This is a genomic window from Picosynechococcus sp. NKBG15041c (assembly GCF_055380235.1).
The window spans coordinates 1,571,079-1,592,609 of record NZ_AP040363.1 but is presented as its reverse complement, the minus strand read 5'-3'; the positions used below and the strand labels follow the sequence as shown (position 1 = coordinate 1,592,609).

Annotated in this window: 18 protein-coding genes; 6 read left to right on the top strand and 12 right to left on the bottom strand. The window is 51.1% G+C overall.

All coding sequences use genetic code 11. The features are described from left to right. Positions 1–107: 107 nt before the first annotated feature. From pyk to ACZ45B_RS07620, 3 genes are all read right to left on the bottom strand, one after another. On the bottom strand, positions 108–1,904 hold the full coding sequence (gene pyk / locus ACZ45B_RS07630; protein WP_024547167.1) for a pyruvate kinase: 1,797 nt from the start codon (positions 1,902–1,904) through the stop codon (positions 108–110). A gap of 306 nt (positions 1,905–2,210) precedes the next feature. After that, complete coding sequence (locus ACZ45B_RS07625; protein ID WP_464674843.1) at positions 2,211–4,226, bottom strand: cation:proton antiporter domain-containing protein; 2,016 nt, start codon at positions 4,224–4,226, stop codon at positions 2,211–2,213. Between the two features lie 115 nt (positions 4,227–4,341). Then, the gene (locus ACZ45B_RS07620) at positions 4,342–7,053 is read right to left on the bottom strand and encodes a cation-transporting P-type ATPase (RefSeq protein WP_464674842.1); all 2,712 of its coding nucleotides are present in this window, start codon (positions 7,051–7,053) and stop codon (positions 4,342–4,344) included. Positions 7,054–7,435: 382 nt separating this feature from the next. On the opposite strand from ACZ45B_RS07620, the gene proS reads away from it, so the two are divergent. Then, a complete protein-coding gene (proS, locus tag ACZ45B_RS07615; RefSeq protein WP_024547095.1) occupies positions 7,436–9,241 on the top strand; it encodes a proline--tRNA ligase in 1,806 nt (601 codons plus the stop codon). Positions 9,242–9,281: 40 nt separating this feature from the next. Here proS and ACZ45B_RS07610 read toward each other — a convergent pair whose 3' ends face one another. From ACZ45B_RS07610 to ACZ45B_RS07595, 4 genes are all read right to left on the bottom strand, one after another. Beyond that, the gene (locus ACZ45B_RS07610) at positions 9,282–10,049 is read right to left on the bottom strand and encodes an ABC transporter ATP-binding protein (RefSeq protein WP_024547096.1); all 768 of its coding nucleotides are present in this window, start codon (positions 10,047–10,049) and stop codon (positions 9,282–9,284) included. A 54-nt stretch (positions 10,050–10,103) separates the two neighbouring features. After that, complete coding sequence (gene lepB, locus ACZ45B_RS07605; protein WP_024547097.1) at positions 10,104–10,718, bottom strand: signal peptidase I; 615 nt, start codon at positions 10,716–10,718, stop codon at positions 10,104–10,106. A gap of 257 nt (positions 10,719–10,975) precedes the next feature. After that, positions 10,976–12,199: a DNA double-strand break repair nuclease NurA gene (locus ACZ45B_RS07600; protein ID WP_024547098.1), complete on the bottom strand. Its 1,224-nt coding sequence runs from the start codon at positions 12,197–12,199 to the stop codon at positions 10,976–10,978. A gap of 62 nt (positions 12,200–12,261) precedes the next feature. Continuing rightward, positions 12,262–12,969 (bottom strand): SIMPL domain-containing protein, encoded by a 708-nt coding sequence (locus ACZ45B_RS07595; protein WP_029682030.1) that lies wholly within the window; start codon positions 12,967–12,969, stop codon positions 12,262–12,264. Between the two features lie 242 nt (positions 12,970–13,211). Between ACZ45B_RS07595 and ACZ45B_RS07590 the strand changes: the two genes are divergently transcribed. After that, entirely contained in the window at positions 13,212–13,487 is a 276-nt protein-coding gene (locus ACZ45B_RS07590) for a hypothetical protein (protein ID WP_024547100.1), read from the top strand. Positions 13,488–13,985: 498 nt separating this feature from the next. Next, positions 13,986–14,444, top strand: a complete 459-nt coding sequence (locus ACZ45B_RS07585) for a thiol-disulfide oxidoreductase DCC family protein (RefSeq protein ID WP_024547101.1) — start codon at positions 13,986–13,988, stop codon at positions 14,442–14,444. Positions 14,445–14,463: 19 nt separating this feature from the next. On the opposite strand, the gene ACZ45B_RS07580 is transcribed toward ACZ45B_RS07585, so the two are convergent. Continuing rightward, the gene (locus ACZ45B_RS07580; RefSeq protein WP_024547102.1) at positions 14,464–14,670 is read right to left on the bottom strand and encodes a hypothetical protein; all 207 of its coding nucleotides are present in this window, start codon (positions 14,668–14,670) and stop codon (positions 14,464–14,466) included. Between the two features lie 172 nt (positions 14,671–14,842). Between ACZ45B_RS07580 and isiD the strand changes: the two genes are divergently transcribed. The 3 genes from isiD to ACZ45B_RS07565 are packed head-to-tail and all read left to right on the top strand — an operon-like array spanning position 14,843 to position 16,600. After that, entirely contained in the window at positions 14,843–15,055 is a 213-nt protein-coding gene (gene isiD / locus ACZ45B_RS07575) for a protein IsiD (protein ID WP_024547103.1), read from the top strand. Next, complete coding sequence (gene coaBC / locus ACZ45B_RS07570) at positions 15,056–16,267, top strand: bifunctional phosphopantothenoylcysteine decarboxylase/phosphopantothenate--cysteine ligase CoaBC (RefSeq protein WP_024547104.1); 1,212 nt, start codon at positions 15,056–15,058, stop codon at positions 16,265–16,267. 21 nt (positions 16,268–16,288) lie between these two features. Then, positions 16,289–16,600, top strand: coding sequence for a DUF2499 domain-containing protein (locus ACZ45B_RS07565; RefSeq protein WP_024547105.1), 312 nt, complete (start codon positions 16,289–16,291; stop codon positions 16,598–16,600). Positions 16,601–16,613: 13 nt separating this feature from the next. On the opposite strand, the gene ACZ45B_RS07560 is transcribed toward ACZ45B_RS07565, so the two are convergent. From ACZ45B_RS07560 to ACZ45B_RS07545, 4 genes are all read right to left on the bottom strand, one after another. Beyond that, entirely contained in the window at positions 16,614–18,092 is a 1,479-nt protein-coding gene (locus ACZ45B_RS07560) for a carotenoid oxygenase family protein (RefSeq protein ID WP_024547106.1), read from the bottom strand. Positions 18,093–18,264: 172 nt separating this feature from the next. Continuing rightward, the gene (murQ, locus tag ACZ45B_RS07555; RefSeq protein ID WP_024547107.1) at positions 18,265–19,170 is read right to left on the bottom strand and encodes an N-acetylmuramic acid 6-phosphate etherase; all 906 of its coding nucleotides are present in this window, start codon (positions 19,168–19,170) and stop codon (positions 18,265–18,267) included. A gap of 39 nt (positions 19,171–19,209) precedes the next feature. Continuing rightward, positions 19,210–19,524 carry a Dabb family protein gene (locus ACZ45B_RS07550; protein ID WP_024547108.1) on the bottom strand — a complete coding sequence of 105 codons (315 nt, stop codon included), beginning with the start codon at positions 19,522–19,524 and terminating at the stop codon, positions 19,210–19,212. A gap of 24 nt (positions 19,525–19,548) precedes the next feature. Then, on the bottom strand, positions 19,549–21,207 hold the full coding sequence (locus ACZ45B_RS07545) for a CTP synthase (protein WP_024547109.1): 1,659 nt from the start codon (positions 21,205–21,207) through the stop codon (positions 19,549–19,551). Positions 21,208–21,531 lie beyond the last annotated feature (324 nt).

Genomic DNA, 21,531 nt, shown 5'->3' with positions numbered 1-21,531 from the left:
TATCCAAATCACACTTACCACAATGAAACACATTGAATTTTTTTGTGAAAGGCGTTTAGGAAGGTGCAAATTCTTGCGATAAAAATGTGCAAAAGATTTTTCTATCACTAGGTCAAAGACAATTTCGAACCACTCACAACATCTCCCAAGCTGACGTTAATGCCAGAATAAACTGTTCCTCGCCGGGCATCGATAGAAATGATTGAACCATCGCGAATCAGTTGGGTGGCATCTTTAAAACCAACAATTACGGGAATACCTAAACGCATGCCTAGGGTGGCGGCATGACAATTTTGATTAGCTTCTTCGATCACAATGCCACTGGCTTTACGAATCATTTCCACGTAAGTTGCATCCGTGGTACGAGCAACAAGAATTTCTCCCAGGCTAAAGTCATTGACATCATCACTATTTTGGACAACCCGAGCTCGACCACTGGCAGCCCCTTGGCCAATACCGATCCCTTCACCGAGCACAGCTTGAACCATTTCGACTTTGATTAAATCGGTCGAACCAGAAACCCCCTGGAGTGTTCCTGCGGTCATGATCACCAAATCCCCTTCATGGAGTAGACCACTTTCTTGGGCGACATTGATCGCGGCTTTAAAGGTTTGGGTCGTAGAGGGGGAATCCATCACGAGGAGAGGTTTTGCGCCCCAGACCAGTTGCAGTCGGCGGGCCACATCCACATGGGGCGTCACGGCGAGGATCGGCGTTGAAGGGCGGAATTTAGACACGTTCCGGGCGGTGGCGCCAGACTTGGTGAGGGTCATGATTGCCGTGGCATCTAATTGCCCTGCAATTTGGCTAACGGCAGCGGAAATGGCATTGGGAATAGATTTTTTGTCAGAGGGTTGCTTGCGAATCCCATCGGGTTCTTTTTCGATCCGTTTGGCGATCGTTGCCATGGTAGCGACTGCTTCTACCGGAAATTCACCCACAGCAGTTTCATTGGAGAGCATCACGGCGTCTGTACCGTCGAGAATGGCGTTAGCAACGTCAGAAACTTCGGCACGGGTAGGGCGGGGGTTACTCACCATACTGTCAAGCATTTGGGTGGCGGTGATTACGGGAATCCCAAAGCGATTGGCGGTGGCAATCAATTTTTTCTGGAGGATGGGCACATCTTCGGCGGGCAATTCAACGCCAAGATCCCCCCGGGCAACCATAACGCCATCGGCGAGGGAGAGTATTGTTTCCATCTGCTCGATCGCCTCGTGCTTTTCGATCTTGACGATCACGGGGACATTTTTCCCCGCATTGGCGATGAGTTCTTTGATTTCAAGGACGTCTTGGGGATTGCGGACAAAACTCAGGGCGATCCAATCAACCCCTTGGTCAAGACCAAACATCAGGTCTTCGCGGTCTTTGTCAGTGAGCGCTTTTACGGACAGATAAACGCCGGGAAAGTTAACTCCTTTGTTATTTGAGAGCTTGCCGCCTACAACGACACGACAGTGGAGATTCGCCGCTTCGATATCTACTTTCTCGACCTTCATTTCCACTTTGCCATCGTCTAGGAGAATTGTGGAACCTTCGGGCACTTCTTCAGCGAGTTTGTCATAGCTGACATAGCCTACTTCTTGAGTACAGGGAACTTCCCGGCTGGTGATGATGTAAGGATCGCCATTTTTAAGGGTAATGAAACCGCTTTCAAATTTACCGAGACGAATTTTGGGACCTTGGAGATCTTGGAGAATGCCGACGGGCTGGTTGAGTTCAAAGGCGGTTTGGCGGATCAGACGAATGTTGCGTTGATGGTCGTCATGGCTGCCGTGGGAGAAATTTAGCCGTAGAGTAGTCGCCCCAGCTTCGATGATTTCCCGGAGAACGTCTGGTTTGCTAGTCGCAGGACCAATGGTAGCGACAATCTTAGTGCGGCGGGGCATTTCTCTGGAAGGCATAGTGGATTTTCTCGGGTCAGTTGGGAAAACAAGCCTCATATTATCCCAAAAGTTGACGTTTCTTTCTATACGGGGCAATGGTGTGATTTGGGAAGATCAACTGATTCATGACAGCTTCGAAAAAAAACGGGGGCGATCGCCCCCAACTCAGGTCCATATTGCCAGCTGTCTTGGGCACTAATTCCTTGATCAAAAGCCGATCACGGGTGCCTGTGTGTATATGATTCGCAGGGTTTATGACAACTGCCACCGGACCTCGGCCTTACGTTCAGAATATTCCATGGAAGGGCGTCCCAATGCCTTGGGTTATGTCTCAGGAAAATAGGCAATGATCATGCCCACTTTTGGGTGTGTCCGGGCGATCAGTTCTGGGGAACGATCCATCAACGAAAGCAACTGACTTTTCTGAGCCACAACACCTGCCAAGATCAAGAGATCGTTGGGCAGCAGGAATTTAGAAATTTCGTGGACAAAATTGCCTGTGACCTTGTGGAGAGGGATTTGATCCAACAGGTCAGGGTCAACATTAGAGGGCAAGCTCGGACGGCGGGAGGGGGCCACCTGCAAAAGCTCTAGGGAGGCTTTTAGCTCTTGGGCGAGGCTTTTAGCCAGTTGGATACTCTCGGCAAAATAGGGATGATAGGACTGGCGCGTAGTAAACGAAAAAAAGACCCGTTGGGTATGTTCGATGGGGAAAGGGAAGCGACTGACAAGCACTGGTACAGCACTGCGCTGGACTGTCTTGTCAATGACACCGCCAAAGATATTTTCTCGGTAAGTAGAAAACCCTTTCCAGCCACAAATCACGACACTGGCTCGCTGTTCGTCGGCAACTCGGGCAATACCTTTGTCGATCGCCTCATCAATTCGACTCACGGTTTGTACCTGAACCACGGCAGCATGGGCAATCATTTCAGCGGTGGAGAGAAGCTGCTGCTGCTTAAGCTTGTCGTTGGGATCGACAGGTTCCCCTTTTTCGAGCAGCACATGGAGAGGCAGCAATGTCCCCTGGGAAGATTTCGTGAGTAAGATAGCTAGTTTTAGGAGATTGTCTTCCGTACTGGGATTCGCAACGGGAACCAACACTCGCCTCCCAATCTGGTTATCGGTAGTCGGGACCTCGCGGCTGACTTCGGGTTTGACATTGCGTCCCCAGCGGTCAGTCACCCAAGGTGAGGCAATGCAAGTAACGAGAATCATGGCGATCGTGCCATTGACCGTCAGCTGATCGACCAGTTCGATATTGAAAGCAACGGTAATCGCCGCAAGGGTAGAAGCAGCCTGGGCAACCGAGAGCCCAAACATGACCATCCTGCTACTGGTACTAAAACCAAATAGTTGACCGACTCCCCAAGCGGGAATAAATTTGGCGGCGATCGCCACCACCACCATCACCCCTGAAACCAGGAGAGCTTGAGGCTCCTGGAACAGAATCAAAGGATTCACCAACATTCCGACAGAGATCAGAAAAAATGGCACAAACAAAGTGTTACCAATAAATTGGATCCGGTTCATCAAAGGACTCAGTTGCGGAATCAACTGAGTGATCGCAATTCCCGCTAGAAATGCCCCAATAATCGGCTCTACTTGGATCAGCTCTGCCCCATAGGACACCACAAATAAACTGGCTAGCACAAAAGTAAATTCTGCCCCTTCATCATGGCCGAAGCGACGAAAAAACCAACGCCCCAAACGCGGCAGTCCCCAAAGAATCAAAAACGTGTAAACAATCAGGGAGGGAATCAGGGTTAGCCAAAAGCTGAGGGTCAAATCCCCCTGGTGGGCCCGCACCACTACCGCCAAAACCAGTAAAGCTAAAATATTGACAATGAGCGTCCCCCCAAGGGTTGTGGTCATCACTTGGGTGCGCATAATCCCCAATTTACTCGCCACAGGCAGTGCCAAAAGGGTATGAGAGGCAAAACAGGAGGCCACCAAAATTGCCGGGAGGAGGTCATAGCCGATCAACATAATCGCCCCCGTTCCCAGAATCATCGGCACAATAAAGGTCGCAATCCCAAAAATGACGGCTTTGTCGGCATTGTACTTGAGGTCATCAAGGCTAGTTTCTAGGCCAGCCATAAACATCAGGAACAATAACCCCACTGTTCCCAACAGAACAATGGTATCGTCTCTCGCTAAGAGTCCCAGGCCGTTGGGGCCAACAAGGACTCCCGCAAGAATCAAACCGACAATCCCCGGTAGGCGCAATTTTTCAAAGAGCAGGGGAGCGACAAGCATAATCCCCAAAATCATTAAAAAAACAGGCACAGGATCTTGGATTGGTGTGGAAATAAAGGCAAAGGTCAAAAGCTTAGGCATCAGGACGGTGGCTGAAACAACAAAAAAAGAAAAATCCTCTCAAGGATAACCACCCCCTGGAGAGATGCACCAGATTGGTATCTGTCCAGGGGATAGTCTATGGGCATTAGAAAACCTATGGATCGAGACGATTGGCGGCGATCGCCACGGGAATCATTGGCAACATCGGGATGAAGCAGATGAGCCACTGTCCCCAGGAAAGGGGCGCGGTCCTAAAGAGCTGGTTCATCAAGCCCCACTGGCTAAAAGCAATTTGTAGGGCGACGGCGATGACGATCCCCATGAGCAAGAAGGGGGCATGGGTGATGGTTTTGGTTTTGCCGCTGATATAAGCAATCAAGCTTCTGCCCAGCTGACTCACACTCAGCAGGTAAATGATCCGTGCTGCGACGAGGGCTTGGATTGCCATGGTGCGCGCGAGGGGAATATTACCTGTGGTGGTTTCGATCCATTCAAAGATCCCAAAGATCAAAATCCAGTTAAACAGGGAAACAGTCAAAATCCGCCGTAGTAATTTGGCGGTGATCAACGGTTCATTGGGATTGCGGGGGGGCAATTGCATGATCCCTGGTGATTTTGCTTCAAAGGCCAGGGGCACGGTCATGGTGATTGAGTTGATCATGTTCAGCCAGAGCACTTGGAGAGAGAGAATTGGCAACTCCCGCGCCAGCAGTACGCTGATCAAAATGGTCATGGATTCCCCACCGTTGACGGGTAGTAAAAAGGCGATCGCCTTGCGGAGATTTTGGTAAACGGTGCGGCCTTCTTCTACCGCCGCTTCGATGGAGGCAAAGTTATCGTCCGTGAGCAGCATATCCGCCGATTCCCGGGCTACTTCGGTGCCGCCTTTCCCCATGGCGATCCCAATATCGGCTTGTTTCAGGGCAGGGGCATCGTTTACTCCATCCCCCGTCATCGCGACGATATTTCCTTTTGCCTGGAGGGCTTCGACCAGGGCTAATTTCTGGGCCGGGGCCACCCGGGCAAAAACAGAGCCATCTTCGGCGGCCTGGGCCAATTGGGATGTATCCATCTGCTCCAGTTCATGGCCCTCAAAGGCAATTACCTCATCTCCGGTTTGGATGCCCATACGCTTGGCGATCGCCTTGGCGGTGGCAATGTGGTCGCCGGTGATCATCTTCACTTGGATCCCCGCAGTTTGGCAGGCATGGACGGCGGCGATCGCTTCAGGGCGGGGGGGGTCGATCATTCCCTGGAGACCCAGGAACACTAAACCAGTCGTTAAATCTCCGTGATCGACGCTGTGTTGATGGGTATTGACTGACTTGCCCGCAAAGGCCAGCACCCGCAGGCCCTTAGACGCCATTTGATCTACCACCTGTTCCACTGCAACTGGGTCGAAGGCGATCGCTTCCCCAGCGTCCGTTAACATCGTTTCGCAGCGTCCCAACAGAGATTCTACTGACCCTTTCACGTAGATCATCCGGTCTGGGCCATCATGGAGGGTAGCCATGTATTGATATTCCGACTCAAAGGGAATCGAGTCCAGGCGGGGCCGATTGGTCAACTCTCCCGATTGACTCAAGCCCACCTTGGCTGCCGCCGTAATCAGTGCCCCCTCGGTGGGATCGCCCATCACGGACCAATCTTCTCCCTTTTGTTGTAACTGGGAATCATTACAGAGCAAGCCCGCCGTTAAACATTCCGCCAGGGCCAGGGGTAAATCCTCAAAGCTTGCTTCCCCATCCTCAGCCGTTGCCGCCAGGTAAATTTCTCCCTTAGGGCTATAACCGCCACCACTGACTTTGTAATGGACATCGCCAGCATAGATTGCCTGGACGGTCATCTGGTTTTCGGTGAGGGTACCCGTTTTATCAGAGCAAACCACCGTCGCGCTGCCCAGGGCCTCCACAGCGGGCAACTTCCGGATAATCGCGTTGCGGCTGGCCATCCGGTGGACACCGATCGCCAGGGTGATCGTCACCACGGCGGGTAAACCTTCAGGGATTGCACTCACCGCCAGGGCCACCGCCGCTTCAAACATATCGGCGATCGCCCCGCCTCGGCCCCAACCAATCGCAAAGGTCAAGGTCGCCAAGGTCAAAATCACATAGAGCAGGGAATGGCTAAATTTCGTAAATTTGCGGGTCAGGGGTGTGGTTAAACTCACCTGCCGCTCCATGGACTGGGAAATCTGTCCTATCTCCGTGCGGTTCGCCGTAGCCACCACCACCCCTTTGCCCTGGCCAAAGGTGACAAAGCTCCCCGCGTAGGCCATATTCAGGCGATCGCCTAACGGTGTTTCCGGCGCCAGGGTTCCCAAAGCTTTCTCCACAGGAACCGCCTCCCCCGTCAGGGCCGATTCATCCACCTGCAAGTTACGCACCTTGAGGAGCCGCAAATCCGCTGGCACCTTGTCCCCCGACGTCAGCAACACCACGTCCCCAGGCACAAGATCTTTAGAAGGAATCCTCAGGGTGCTGCCATCCCGTAAGACTGTCGCTTCGGTGGTGACTGCTTTGGCGAGGGAGGCGATCGCCCCTTCTGCCTTGGCTTCTTGGACGTAGCCAATGATGGCATTAATCAGTGTGACCCCCCAAATCACCCAGGCATTGGTCCAGGAACCTAAAAAAGCCTTCACCGTTCCCGCAATAATCAAAATGTATAAAAGCGGCTGATGGAACTGTAAGAGAAAACGGAACCAAGCAGGTTTTCCCCCCTTAAAGGTCAACTCATTCCAGCCATATGCTTCATAGCGGCGGGCGACCTCTTCCGGTGATAGACCTGACTCTGCATTACTTTGCAGAGCTTGAAGAGTGTTCGCTTCTGATAGTTCGTGGCAGGAGGGAGGGAGGGAAAGGGCCATACCGGAAAATCACCGTAAATTGTGCTGCTCAAGCCCCTATCCTAACAACTCAAATCATGTCTCCCTTTCGCTTTTTCAAGCAGAAACTCAGTTTTTAGTGATTTGGCAATTTTTTCAGAGAATCTTCAGAAAAATAAACCGTTGCGAGCTAAAAACATTATTTTTGGAGGCGCAACCCACCATGGGCTTCGGAGAAAATCCTATTTACGGGATCACTTAACCCAAACAATTACCAGCAAAGTCCACCCCTGAGGGAAATTGCAGCAACGATGGCTTGCCCCAGGATCTGTCTTCGTTCCAATGCTTTCTCGATCTAAAAGCCTGAAAGTGACCCATAATAGGCGGTGGTTCATTAGCTGTCCTGGAGAGAAAGAAAAATACGATGCGCCTTTCCCAAAGTTTGTTTGTCACCCTCCGTGAAGAACCTGCCGAGGCGGAGATTCCGAGCCATAAGCTCTTGGTACGGGCGGGTTATATCCGTCGGATTGGGCGGGGGATCTACGCTTATCTACCGTTGATGTGGCGGGTCTTGCAAAAGGTTTCACAAATTGTCCGGGAAGAGATGAATGCTACCGGCGCCCAAGAAACCCTCCTTCCCCAATTGCAACCGGCAGATATTTGGCAGGAGTCTGGGCGCTGGGATACCTACACCAAAGCGGAAGGGATTATGTTTTCGCTGCGCGATCGCCTGGATGGAGAGTTAGGTTTAGGGCCGACCCACGAAGAAGTGATCACGACGATCGCCAAGGACATGATCCGCTCCTATCGGCAACTGCCCCAGCATTTGTACCAGATTCAAACTAAATTTCGGGATGAAATTCGCCCCCGCTTTGGCCTGATGCGTGGCCGGGAATTCATCATGAAAGACGGCTATTCGTTCCATGCCTCCGAAGAGTGCTTAAAGAAAACCTATGCAGACATGGATCAGGCCTACCGGAATATGTTGCGCCGTTGTGGCTTGCAGTTCCGGGCAGTGGAAGCAGATTCTGGGGCGATCGGCGGCTCCGGTTCCCAGGAATTCATGATCCTCGCCGATGCGGGGGAAGATGAAATTCTCTACACCGAGGACGAAAAGTACGCCGCCAATACCGAGAAAGCGGCCTCCCTGCCAGCTGATCCTGTCGAATCTCCCTTTACCATCTTTGAGAAACGGGAAACCCCAGGCACAGCCACCATTGAATCCCTCTGCAATAGCCTTGATTGTTCCCCCACCTGCGTTGTGAAAAACGTCCTGTATCAAGTGGTGTATGACAATGGCAAAACAGTTTTAGCACTGGTTTCCATTCGCGGCGATCAGGATGTCAACGAAGTTAAATTGCAAAATGAACTGACAAAAGTTGCCCCCAACTACGGTGGCAATACAATCATTTCTCTCACAGTGCCCGATGCTGAAGCGCAACAGAAATGGGCCGCTAAACCCCTACCCCTGGGCTACATTTCGCCGAACTTGGGCAATGATTATCTGCAAACCAATAAAGATATTGCCCCAGAATTTTTGCGCCTGGTGGATCAAACCGCTGTTTCTCTGAAAAACTTTGTCACCGGGGCCGATGAAACGGATTACCATGTGCTCGGTGCTAACTGGGGTACAGAGTTTCAACTCCCCCAATTGCAAGTGGATATTCGCTTAGCGAAGGCAGGCGATCGCGCCGTCCATGACCCTAGTCAAGTGCTACAAACGGCCCGAGGCATTGAAGCGGGGCACATCTTCCAACTCGGGACAAAATATTCCGAAGCCATGGGCGCGACCTTCACGGACGAAAATGGGAAGGAACAACCCCTAGTGATGGGCTGCTATGGGGTTGGTGTTTCTCGTCTCGCCCAGGCCGCCGTGGAGCAGTCCTACGATGACAATGGGATCATTTGGCCGGTGGCGATCGCCCCCTACCATGCGGTGGTGGTGGTGCCGAATATCAAGGACGCCGAACAGATGGCCGCCGCCGAAAAACTCTATACAGAGCTCAATGCCGCTGGGGTCGAAACGATCCTCGATGACCGCAACGAACGGGCTGGCGTCAAGTTCAAGGACACTGAACTCATCGGCATTCCCTTCCGGGTGGTCACGGGCAAATCTCTCAAAGATGGCAAGGTGGAAGTAGTAAAAAGAAAAGAAGGCGATCGCCTAGATCTCGCCCTCGAAGATGTCGTTTCTACCCTTAAAGCCTGGGTTGATACTGCCACCCAATAGCCCAAAACCCGAGTCCCCCCTTCTCAAGGGGGGACATTACCTATACCCCCAAATAAGCCTCTAAAACCTGCTCATTACTTTGAATCTCAGCGGGTGTCCCATCCGCAAGATTTGTCCCCTCCGCTAGCACCCACACATGGTTACACAGAGACATAATCACATCCATGTTGTGTTCGATGATCAAGAAAGAAATACCTTGCTGATTCCAACGGACAATGTGTTCACAAATTTGATTAATCAAAGTCGGATTCACCCCTGCTGCGGGTTCATCGAGCAAAATGAGCTGGGGATCACTCATCAAAGCCCGGGCCATTTCCAATAATTTTCGTTGCCCACCCGACATCGCCCCTGCATAATCTTGGGCTTTTTCGGCTAAGCCAACAGATTCTAAAATTGCCATTGCTTTTTCACGATTTGCCTTTTCTTGGCGACGAATCTTGCCCTGTTGCCACCACACTTGCAGAAAATTTTCCCCAGTTTGACCTTGGGCTGCCAGCAGCATATTTTCTAAGACCGACAATCGTGACAGCACCCGTGCCACTTGGAATGTACGCACAAATCCCTTGGCGGCGATCGCATGGGAGGGTAAGTGCTGCACCTCCTGGCCATCAAAAATCACTTTTCCCTGGTCAGGCGCAATAAAATTTGATAGCAAATTAAATAAAGTTGTTTTCCCCGCACCATTGGGGCCGATTAAACCCGTAATTTGGCCCCGAGGCACTTCAATGACCGCATTTTGCACTGCCCGAATGCCACCAAAACTTTTGCAAAGTCCTGATGCCTGCAACAGAAGAGGAGATTCACTCATAGTTCCCCAGAAGAAAAAGCTGCTCTACATCCTAGCGAGCTCTGGGCAATGGCGCTAGGGTGTCAGGGTTTCCCCTTCCACGAATTGGGGTTCTTCGCTGAGAATGCCCACCCGGTTAAAGGGCCAAAAACGAATAAAAGCTTTCCCCACCAATTTTTCGCGGGGGACGAAGCCCCAATAATGGGAGTCATAGCTGTTGTTGCGGTTATCCCCCAGCACGAGATAATGATTTTCTGGAATTGTCACGGGGCCATAGTCATATTCGGGTGCTTCAGTGATGTAGTCTTCTTCCAAACGCTGACCATTCACAAAAACCTCTCCTCCCGTCACTTGCACTTCATCCCCAGGAATGCCGATCACTCGCTTGATAAAGGCATCACGGTAGTTCTGTTGCTGCAAAATCTCTGTGGGGTTAAATACCACCACATCGCCCCGCTGGGGATCCTGAAAGCGATAGCTAATTTTCTCGATAATCAAGCGGTCTTGTACTTCTAAGGTCGGCAGCATCGACTCTGAGGGAATGTAGCGGGCTTCAGCAACAAAGGTGCGGATCCCGATCGCCAGAATTCCGGCAGTTATGAGGGTTTTAAATGTCTCTACCCAAGGATTTTCCTGGTGTTGTTGAGCTTTCTTCGTGGGTTCAATGGGAGATTTGAGGTTGTCGGTCATTGTGATTGAGTGGGTAAAGACTTGGAGAAAAATTGCAGATATGTCGAATTTCAGTTTGGGACTACATGCTGATTGAAAAATTCCATTGAACCAGGGATATCTGGCAGGTCAGGGGAAATTTTGGCTATTCATCCATTGTATGTTGTCTGATTCTGAATTAAGCTCAGGCTGATTATTCAGGGCCAAGCAGTAACACGGCCATTGTGAATAGTCGACGCGATCGCCTCGATTTTGTTGCGCCCCACTCTAGAAGAACATTAGGCTACGGAGCCCCGCTTCCGGGTTTCTTTCGAGGAGACCCCAATATTTTTGAGGCCTGCCTTCAGGAGCTGTTGTTCGAGAAAGGCAAAAAATCGGGCGCGATCGCTACCCCGGATCACCGCTTGGTTGTGGGCTTCGGCGATCGCTACCGGATACCCAAATCCCTTTTGCACCTGGGCGAGGATAATCCCTAGGGTTTGATCTAGTAGCGGCGCATCTTCGGCCACCCAGCGGGGCATTTCGACACGGGCCACCTCTGTACCCACATGGAGATAACAAAAACACACCTGATCCGCCGCCGGATAGTGACTTAAAATACGCGCCTGACTGAGCCAGAGGCCACTGCGATCGCCTGGCTTGAGAAAAGTTTCAAAGAGGGTACTATCCCGCAAAGGCTCAATAGCTTGACAGGGTAGAGTTTCTCGAAATTCTGGCTTTCGCTCCTTGGTTTCCCCATCAAGGCAATGGGTTTGACAATCAGGCTGCCCATGGGGACAAGCCTGGAGTCGGAGGAAATGCACCACCTCTACGCTGCGGGTCGAGCTGAGATAGCCCACTAGGGGAATGCAGGTTTCCCGCAGTTGTTGCCAAGCTCCCAGGAGGGGTTCAAGGATCTGTTGACGGGCTTCGGCGGGGAGATTTTCTAGAAACCAATACACCAGGGAACCATCCACCATCGCCACATTGGGGATATGGGCGTGGGAACCGGGGGGCAATACCCACTTACAGGCCATCTCGGCAAGCACTTCCGCTTCGGCGGCGGTGCGACGATAACCGAGCCATTCATCGGTGCGGATACCCCATTTACGAGAGGTGTAGAGATCTTCGTTGCGATAAAAAACCTCTGGTAAATGATCCAAAAGGGGATGCAAGCTTTGGCCATAGTGGAGCATCACCCGGCCAATATTAATCAAGTAGCAATAGGCGATTTCGTGGTGGGAAGGGGCAATCTGGGAACCATCAGTGGCAAAAACGGTGTGGGCCCGGGCTGGGGTCGAGATGGAAATGCGGGTATCGAGGGGCTCCAGGGGAATGCCGCAGTTAAAAATTAGGCGATCGCCCCAGGTTTGTTGTTGGGCCTGGAGAACCTTGAAATCCTCTTGGGCCTCTTGGAGTAGACTTAAGCCCCGCCCAATGCGTTCGTGCCCAATGGCGGCCTGCTCTTGGAGGTGGGCCCCCATGTCCGGCAATTGTCTCGCAAGTTTAATGAGATCCAGCATGGCCGAATGTGTCTGCGCTCCCGAAAGGCGATCGCCCCTAATTTAACCCTAAACGGGCGGCTTTAGTAACGGATCGTCAGGGTCACAGAAGCATTGACCGTCTGTTCACCCCCTTCAACGGGGGAAGGGGCTGCACTTTCGAAGGCCATTGTCCGCGCAGTATCCATGGCTCTAAAAAGAGGCGCGGGGGGGGTGGCACCATTTACCTGGATTTGAACAATTTCCTGGGCACTCAGACCCAAAGAACCAAGAACAATCTGTGCTTGGTTCCGAGCATCCTGGGCGGCTTCAGCGAGGGCTGTCCGTTCGGCGGCTGCCAGGGCATCGTCGGTGGCCCGGAAATAGATGCCGTCAACGCGAGTGGCCCCAACTCTGACTGCTTCATCCATGATGCTCCCGGCTTGGGAGGTGGGTACTTCAAAGCTGACAATATTCGTAGCCAGGTAGCCGACTAAGCGGCGATTGTCATTGTTATAGTCATATTCTGGCTGGAGGTTAATGCCTGTGGTGGTGAGCTTATCGACATTTTTCCCTTTCAGGAAATCTACCACTTGGTTACTACGTTGGGCGATATCAGCCTGGACCTGGGTGGCGGTTTCTCCCCGTACTTCTACCCCGAGGCGCACTTCAGAAATACTTGTAGAAACAGCTTCTTCTCCCTGGCCTGTTACAGTGATCGTCCGCAATAGTTCTTGGGCGATCGCCTCAGAAGTTCCCCCAAGACAGAGAAGGACAGCTAAAACAGGAACAAAAACTTTTTTAAGTTGCATCACAAAACTCCTACACACTGAAAAAGAATAATTAGGCACGCTTCTCAGATAGAAAAAACTTCTTTCTGAGGCAATTAAGGTTCACACTTTTTAACAATTAGTGATGTCCTTAGATGCTGACCTGATTTAAGTTTAGGAGGAGGGAAGTTGCTTCGACTTTTTGTTACAAAAAAAGAAACCTTTCTAGCAATTAGTCTACTGTCATAGATACTCTGGGCAATCCATTCTCACTGCGTGAGGGAGTGGCTTTAGGGCCCTTTAGTGATGTCTGTGATTATCAAATCGCTATTCTGAGCACTTTTTTAGTCTTTAGGGTCTGTACCCGCGACTGGCCGCTCGATTTAACGGGGGATCTGCTTGGCGATCGCCACCTATATCGTGACCGAATGGAGCCTCAGTTTATTTCAGAGGAACAATCTCGCCCGGTGAAACCCCTTTTAATATCTGGTTTCCGTAGCGCCATGATCACGGGGTTAAGCCTCTCACTGCTACTACAGGAAACCACCCTCCCATTTTGATGGGGGTAGCCGCCTGGGCGATCGCCCGCAAATTTCTATTTCGCTACCAAGAAAAACATCTTTTCAATCCTGCCAATTTCGATAGTATTATCGCCCTGTTATTGAGCCATCATGCCTAGTTTTCACCAGGACCATGGGGCACAGATGGCTGGCATTTACGCCCCTTTTATCGTGCCGCTGGTTTAGTTTTAAAAAGCCGTTAGGATACTTCGAGCCTATCGCGTCGAAATGACTTATAGTGCCGCCCAGTATATCGCCGACACATTTACCAATGGCAGGAAGTCGAAGTGCAACCCTCGCTCAATTAACAGCCTAGAACCCCACTGATATTCGCCGGAGAGTAAGCGTTATCAACCCCACGAGTACCAGCCTGGGGGAAAAACTGGGGATAGTGGTAATAGATGGGAGCCGTTGACAGTGAATTCTGATTTACTCCCAGCTTCTTAGGGGAAAATTTTTTAGAATAGAACCTTGCCCCCATTACTCCAAAATTTTCATATGTCTTCGCCCGCTACTTGGAAAATCACCCTGCTCTACGACGGCCAATGTCCCCTCTGTCTCCGGGAAGTCAATTTTTTACGACGCAAGGACCAAGGGCGCGGTTTAGTACGGTTTGTGGATGTGATGGCGGTGGATTATGAGCCGAGCTGCCATGGTGGTGTCACTTTTCAAGCGGCGATGGAACGGATTCATGGGGTTTTGCCCGATGGTACTGTGCTACAAAATGTGGCGGTTTTTCGCTACGTCTATTCAGTTCTGGGCATGGGCTGGGTTTATGGCATTACAAGATTGCCCCTGATCGGCCAGGTGGCCGATGGAATTTATGGTGTCTGGGCAAAATATCGTCTGCAACTGACCGGAAGACCGGATTTGATTACTTTAATCAAGGCCCAAGAGGACAGAAAAACCTGTGGGGCGGCGGTTGCTTGTCGCCTTGATAATTCTGTTGTGGATTAGTAGGTTGATTTGAGGGGGGTTAAGCGCTGTAGTTCATGAGCTGCTCGACGGGCACAAAAACTTCTTGGGGCAAAAGGACTGCATGTTCCCGAAAACTAACAAATCCCTGGAGAGTTTGTGAGTTGATTGAAACCCCGGTGACATATTGAAAGCGCACAGGATGAACGGCGGCATATTGGTTATAGATCTGCTGGGCAGCCCGTAACACGCTGGGTTCAATTAACATGGAAGGCCTGACTCCTTGGGGAACAGAATCTCCCCCTAAGATACGTCTAATTTACGCGACAGATCAAGGGAGCAATTAAGAACCGTGACGGGGAATAGTTTTGGCGATCGCTAGGGGTAGAATAGGGGTTGAACAGAATTATCAGCACGTGCAGCGTCAGGGAGGTCTTACTATGACAGTCTTAACAAAAACCCCCCAGGAAATCGACCACATGGACGAACGAGAAGTGGCCGAACTTGCCGCACGGTTAGAATTGGATGATTATCCGACGCCCTTTGAGGCACTCCAGGATTGGCATCTGCTCCGGGCGATCGCCTTCCAGAGACAAGAATTAGTTGAACCCTACTGGCACCTGTTAGATATCGAAGCCTACGACGAATCGTAAATGCTCAAGGAAAAAAAAATTGTCGTCGGCCTTAGTGGGGGTATTGCCGCCTACAAGGTCTGTGAGGTAATTTCTCAGCTGTTCCAGGCAGGGGCAGAGGTGCGGGTTGTTTTAACAGACTCAGCCCAACGCTTTATTACCCCCCTTACTGTCGCAACCCTAAGTCGTCATCCCGCCTACACCGATGAAGATTTTTGGGATAGCCATCGCCCCCGCCCGGTGCATATTGACCTGGGGGAATGGGCTGATTTAATTTTGCTGGCGCCCCTAACAGCGAATACCCTGGCAAAGGTAAGTCTGGGTTTAGCCGATACGTTGTTGACGAACATCATTTTGGCCTCTACCTGTCCTGTTTTGGTGGCCCCAGCGATGAATACGGATATGTGGCAACAGCTGTCGGTACAGTCTAACTGGCGCAGAATGCAGCGAGACCAGCGTTATCATATCCTCGATCCAAATAGCGGCCTGCTTGCCTGCGATCGCCGAGGAAAAGGGCGCATGGCAGAACCAGTACAAATCATTAAAGCGGTCCAGGCTCTGATCCACAGTCGGGGCCAAGCGGATCTAGCAGGCAAAAAAGTTCTCGTGAGTGCTGGGGGCACGCGGGAACATTTCGACCCGGTGCGCTTTATTGGCAATCCTTCTACAGGCAAAATGGGTTTGGCGATCGCCGAAGCAGCGGCCTACCGGGGCGCAGTGGTCACCCTGGTGCATGGGCCGATCGAAAGTCGTTTATTAGAAAATTTGCCTAATATCAATCTTTTTCCTGTGACCAGCGCCGCTGAAATGGAGCAAATGATGCTGTCCCAGGCAGATCAATTCGACTGGATTGTGCTGTGTGCAGCGGTGGGCGATGTGCGGCCGACGGTGAACTATGGCCATAAGTTAGCGAAGGCAGAGTTGCCCGAAAGTCTTGCCCTAGAGGAAATTCCGGATATTGCGGCCCAACTGGGTCAACGGAAACGCCCTGACCAAAAATTGATCGGCTTTGCGGCCCAAACGGGAGAAATTACCGCCCCAGCTTTAGCGAAACTCCAGCGGAAAAACCTCGATGCGATCGCCGCCAATGCCGTAGATCAAGAAAACTCTGGTTTTGCCAGTGAAACAAATCAATTGATTTTCCTCGACAAAGAGGGCCGCAAAGCGACGATTCCCCAAGCCAGCAAAGGGGCGATCGCCCACCATCTATTAGACTTTATTAAGCAACTGTAGCCAGCAATTTTACCCGCCCCAATGAATGCCCTTTCTTTTCCCACCTGGATTGTGCACATTTCCAGTGTCTTTGAATGGATTTTAGCCATCTGGCTAATTCAAACTTATGGTCAGCTCACCCAGGACAAAAGTTGGACGGCCCTCGCCTGGGGGATGCTGCCATCTTTGGTCAGTGCGATGTGTGCTTGTACTTGGCATTTTTTCGACAATGACCCCAGCCTGGAATGGCTCGTCACCGTCCAAGCCGCCCTGACCCTCGTGGGCAATTGTACCCTTTGTTTAGGAGCCTGGTGGATTTGGCGATCGCCTGGCCCCAAACAATCTGTCGATTAACGATGCTCTCTTCCTAAAAGCTCACAAACACTTCCGGCGTCCAACTGCCATGCAACCCGTAGGGAATATGCTGTTTGAGACGTAATGTCGCGACAGGCTGGGTGAAATCCTGAGCATCAAAGATCACCACATCAGAACCATGGCGGGCCGAATCATAAACCATCAATAGAACCCAGCCTTCATCTTCTGCCGTAGCCCCCGGACAGGGCACAAAGATCGGTTCTCCGGTAAATCCGCTCGGCGCAAAGGAATAGAGCTGAGCATTATCCCCTTGATGATCTACTTTCCAAACAGCTTGGAGCGGTGCATTCCCCGTGGCCGCATCGGTTGCCCCAATATAGGTATAACGGCGATCGCGTCCCACATAGGCTGGGTGCACCACCGGAAACTCACAACAGCGGGTATCTAATAATTCCCTGGTGACCTTTTGCGTTTCCAGATCCAGGCTAAAGCGCCATAACTGACCCGGATCTAAAGCATTAAAATCAACATTTTTATAATCTAAATCTGGCTGCACCTGAGGAATCGACTGATAACAAACCGAATCCACAATAATTTGATTGTCCCGCTCAAAGGCATTGGCATGGTGGAATACAAAGCCCGCCTCCGCCTCTAGGGTTTGCACATCCGTCCGCGCTGGATCTCGTGGAATCACGATCATCTTAGTGGGCTTATCTGCTTCAAATTTGACACATTCCCCTGCGCCTTTTAGTCCCATCACATAGGGCAATGGATTAAACTTCACCGACGCCTGGAAAAAAATCACATAGTTAGGCGTGATCGCAAAATCATGGATAAAGGCAAATCCCTGGGCCTCATGTTCCCGATAGCGCAGTAGTTCACCGCTGGGGCTAATTTCATAGATGACTAAACGCGTCGGCAAACCAGGCTTCACCGCAAAATTAACCAAACAGGGCTCGCCCCCATCCCAAATGCTGGCCGGATCAATGCGGGGATGAGCCGAAAACCCATCTCCAGCTTTTAAGATATCCCCAAGATAATCAAGTCCTTTTGTCTCTAAATTTTCTGGATCGAGGCGGTGGGGTTCTGCCGCTTCCCAGAGGGCCAATAACTTCTTCCCCCAATAGATCACATTGGTATTTGCGATATTTTTCAGCCGCATATCAAACACGTTATTGAAAAGACCGCCCGATTTTTGCGTACCAAATACACCACGATAAAGGGGTTTCCCTGCTTTCTGTTCCGCCACAAATCCTTCTGTTCGCACAAAACGATTTTGGAAGTAAGCCCGCCCCCCGCGAAAGGTCACTGAGCAGATCATCCCATCGCCATCAAAGGGATGCTTAATCGGCGTACCACCAATATCTAGTAGCCCTGGCCCATTCCGAAACAAAGTCCCTTCTAGTGCTGCCGGAATTTGTCCTTCAACTTCCGTAATTTCGTAGGCTGCTTCTTCCCGCTGGGATTCATAACCTTTTTGCCAAGCCGTTTGGTCATAGTTTTTTTGCTGGTTGGACAATGTTGCAGTCATGGGCCAATTGTAAAGTTTTGTAATATCTTCCCCTGAGTTTAACATCGATAACCGAGGCAATGGTTGCTTAAAACCTATGCTACTGGATATGTACCGTTAACAAAAAAAAGCCCCACAGTTTGCTGAGTAGGACCATCTCGAACTAATTTGACGTTAGGAGTTAGTTCAATGGCTATTCTGCAAGGGCATCGCGCAAATTACCTTGGCATTCCTGAAGGAGGCGATCGCCTGTCTCAAAATCAATTTCTTTCCAGTGCATCAGGAGGGCGACTTTAACGCGACGGTGGGCTTTTTCGAGGAGAAGTGCGGCATCTTCGCGGCTCAGCTCCGTTAGATCTTGGAGAATGCGCAGGGCGCGGTCATGGAGTTTATGGTTTGTCACCGCCACATCGATCATCCGGTTACCGTACACTTTTCCCAGTTTGACCATGACGCTGGTGGAAAGAATATTCAAGGCCATTTTAGTGACCGTACCTGCTTTTAGACGGGTAGATCCTGCCAGAATTTCGGGCCCTGTAAGGAGGCGAATATCCACATCGGCGGCAAAAGGCACCTGGTCAGCGGGGACACAACTGATAAACACTGTTTTGGCCCCCCGTTGCTGGGCTGCCAACAATGCACCTTGGACGTAGGGCGTTGTGCCGCCAGCGGTAATGCCAACAACCACATCTAATTCGGTAATTTGCCGTTGGGCGATCGCCTCCTTGCCATCTTCAGCTCGGTCTTCGAGATCTTCAGAACTGCGCACGAGAGCCCCTGCGCCCCCAGCAATAATGCCTTGGACCAGTTCGGGAGGGGTGCAAAAGGTGGGTGGGCATTCGGCGGCATCTAACACCCCGAGGCGGCCACTGGTTCCCGCACCAATGTAGAAGAGGCGGCCCCCTTGTTTCAGAGCAGCGCTGGTAATCTCAATGGCCTGGGCGAGTTCCTTGCGAGCGTTGGCGATCGCCTCCAGGGTTTTTTGATCTTCCCGATTAAACAGATCAACTAATTCCAGGGCCGACATTTGGTCAAGATTTTGGCTCTCTGGATTCACCTGTTCTGTCAACAGGTGACCACGACTTTCGTAAGAACTCAAGGAATTACCCCCTAGAAACGATAATGAAATATCCAAAATTTATTGACCGAAGAAATCGACCACCTGTACCTTTGTCCATTTCGCCTTGTGGCGCTGGAGAAATTCCTGATGATTAGCATGGGGGCCATAGTGATCAAGAGCCGCCTCGCTCTCTAGCTGCACGTACAAAGCCAACTGATAATTCTTAAGATGGACATCTCGATCAGCGCGAGCTTTTAACCCCAGATCAACCCTTAAAACCCCAGGAATAGCCCCTAAAAGCATCAGACCATCGTCGATAATCGCCTGGGTTTCTGTGGCTCCCGTGGTGTCGGCCAAAGTGAATAAAACAATGTGATGGATAGAATTTGCCATAGTAAGAGTACCCAAAGGGATTTTCTAAGAAAAGGAAGCGGAAAGCTCTTCAGTGACTGACGCCCCTTGCTCGGCAACGGGTTTCGATTTATGGTTGCCTGCCGCCTGGATAAAGCCAAAAAATAGAGGATGTGGCTTGTTAGGACGGGATTGAAATTCTGGGTGAAACTGGGTGGCAATAAAAAAGGGATGATCTGCATATTCAACAATTTCTACCAAGCGCCCATCGGGAGATGTTCCACTGACCTGATAGCCCGTTTCTAGAAATAAACTCCGGTAAGCATTGTTAAATTCGTAGCGGTGGCGATGGCGCTCATAGACAACTTCTTGACCATAGAGCTGATGGGTCAGGGTATCAGGTGTCAAACGGCAAGGATATAAGCCCAAACGCATGGTGCCCCCGAGATCCACCACATCCCGCTGTTCGGGCAGAAGGTTAATGACTGGGTTTTTGGCATCGGGATGAAATTCGGCGCTGTGGGCATCTTCGAGTTTCGCCACGTTACGGGCCCATTCAATCACAGAAGACTGCATCCCCAAACAGAGACCGAGGAAGGGAATCCGGTTGACGCGGGCATATTCGATCGCCGCCACTTTCCCATCGACACCCCGCACCCCAAAGCCCCCAGGGACAACGATGCCGCTCATTTCTGTGAGGTAGGCGGCGGCACCTTGTTTTTCAAGATCTTCGGCATTCACCCAGTGGAGTTTGATATCAATGTCATTGGCGATCGCCGCATGACCGAGGGATTCCACCACGGACAGATAGGCATCATTGAGCTGCACATATTTACCAACGATCGCAATATCCATCTGGCGGCTGGGGCGCTTCATTCGCTCTACCAGATTCTGCCACTGCTCCAGGTTCGGCTGGCGAGTTTCCAGCCGCAACAATTTTAAAGTCTGTTCTGCTAGCCCTTCCCGTTCCAGCATCAGGGGCACTTCGTAAATACTGCTGGCATCCTGGGAGGTGATCACTTGCTCCTCTGGCACATTACAGAATTCTGAGATTTTTTCCCGTTGGCCTTGGGGCAGGGGGCGATCGCAACGGCAGACGAGAATATCCGGCTGAATGCCAATAGAGCGCAGCTCTTTTACAGAATGTTGGGTGGGCTTGGTCTTCGTTTCCCCCGCCGAGGGAATCCAGGGAATCAAGGTCACATGCATGTATAGAACGTTATCCCGGCCTGCTTCTTTACGGAATTGTCGAATGGCTTCGAGGAACGGTAAAGACTCAATATCGCCGACGGTGCCGCCAATTTCGGTGATCACAAAATCAGGGTTCGTATTCTCTGCCACCCGGAAAATCCGCTCTTTAATTTCGTTCGTGATGTGGGGAATCACCTGCACTGTGCCCCCCTGATAATCACCGCGACGCTCTTTATTGATTACCGCTTGGTAAATAGAGCCGGTGGTGACACTATTGAGACGGGACATGGAGGTATCAGTGAAGCGCTCATAGTGGCCGAGGTCAAGGTCGGTCTCGGCCCCATCTTCGGTGACAAAAACTTCCCCATGCTGAAACGGGCTCATGGTACCGGGATCGACGTTAATATAAGGATCGAGCTTCAAGATCGACACGGAATAGTCTCGGGATTTCAGTAGACGCCCCAAACTTGCCGCCACAATGCCTTTCCCGATGCTGGATACCACACCACCGGTGACAAAGATAAATTTAGACATGAACCGATACCCGTTCCGTTAACAATTTCTTTAATCTGTTCATTTTGCCATATTCCCTTCGATAGATTATGGAAATTTCCTGGCAAAAGCTGGGCCGACGCTGAGTTGTATTGTATTTTTTTCGTGGCGATCTCCGTATTTTTCAGAGAAAAGTTTTTGGGCGATCGCCCAAATACCCATTAGTTACGCACATCGAACATCAAAGGCAAGTAAAAACCCAGGGTGAAGCATCCTCACTTTAAAGCACAAACAAGCGAGAGCCCCCACCATTAATGGCAGGGGCTCTCGCTAACAATTACTTATTCAGTTTTTCTGTCAAAGCAA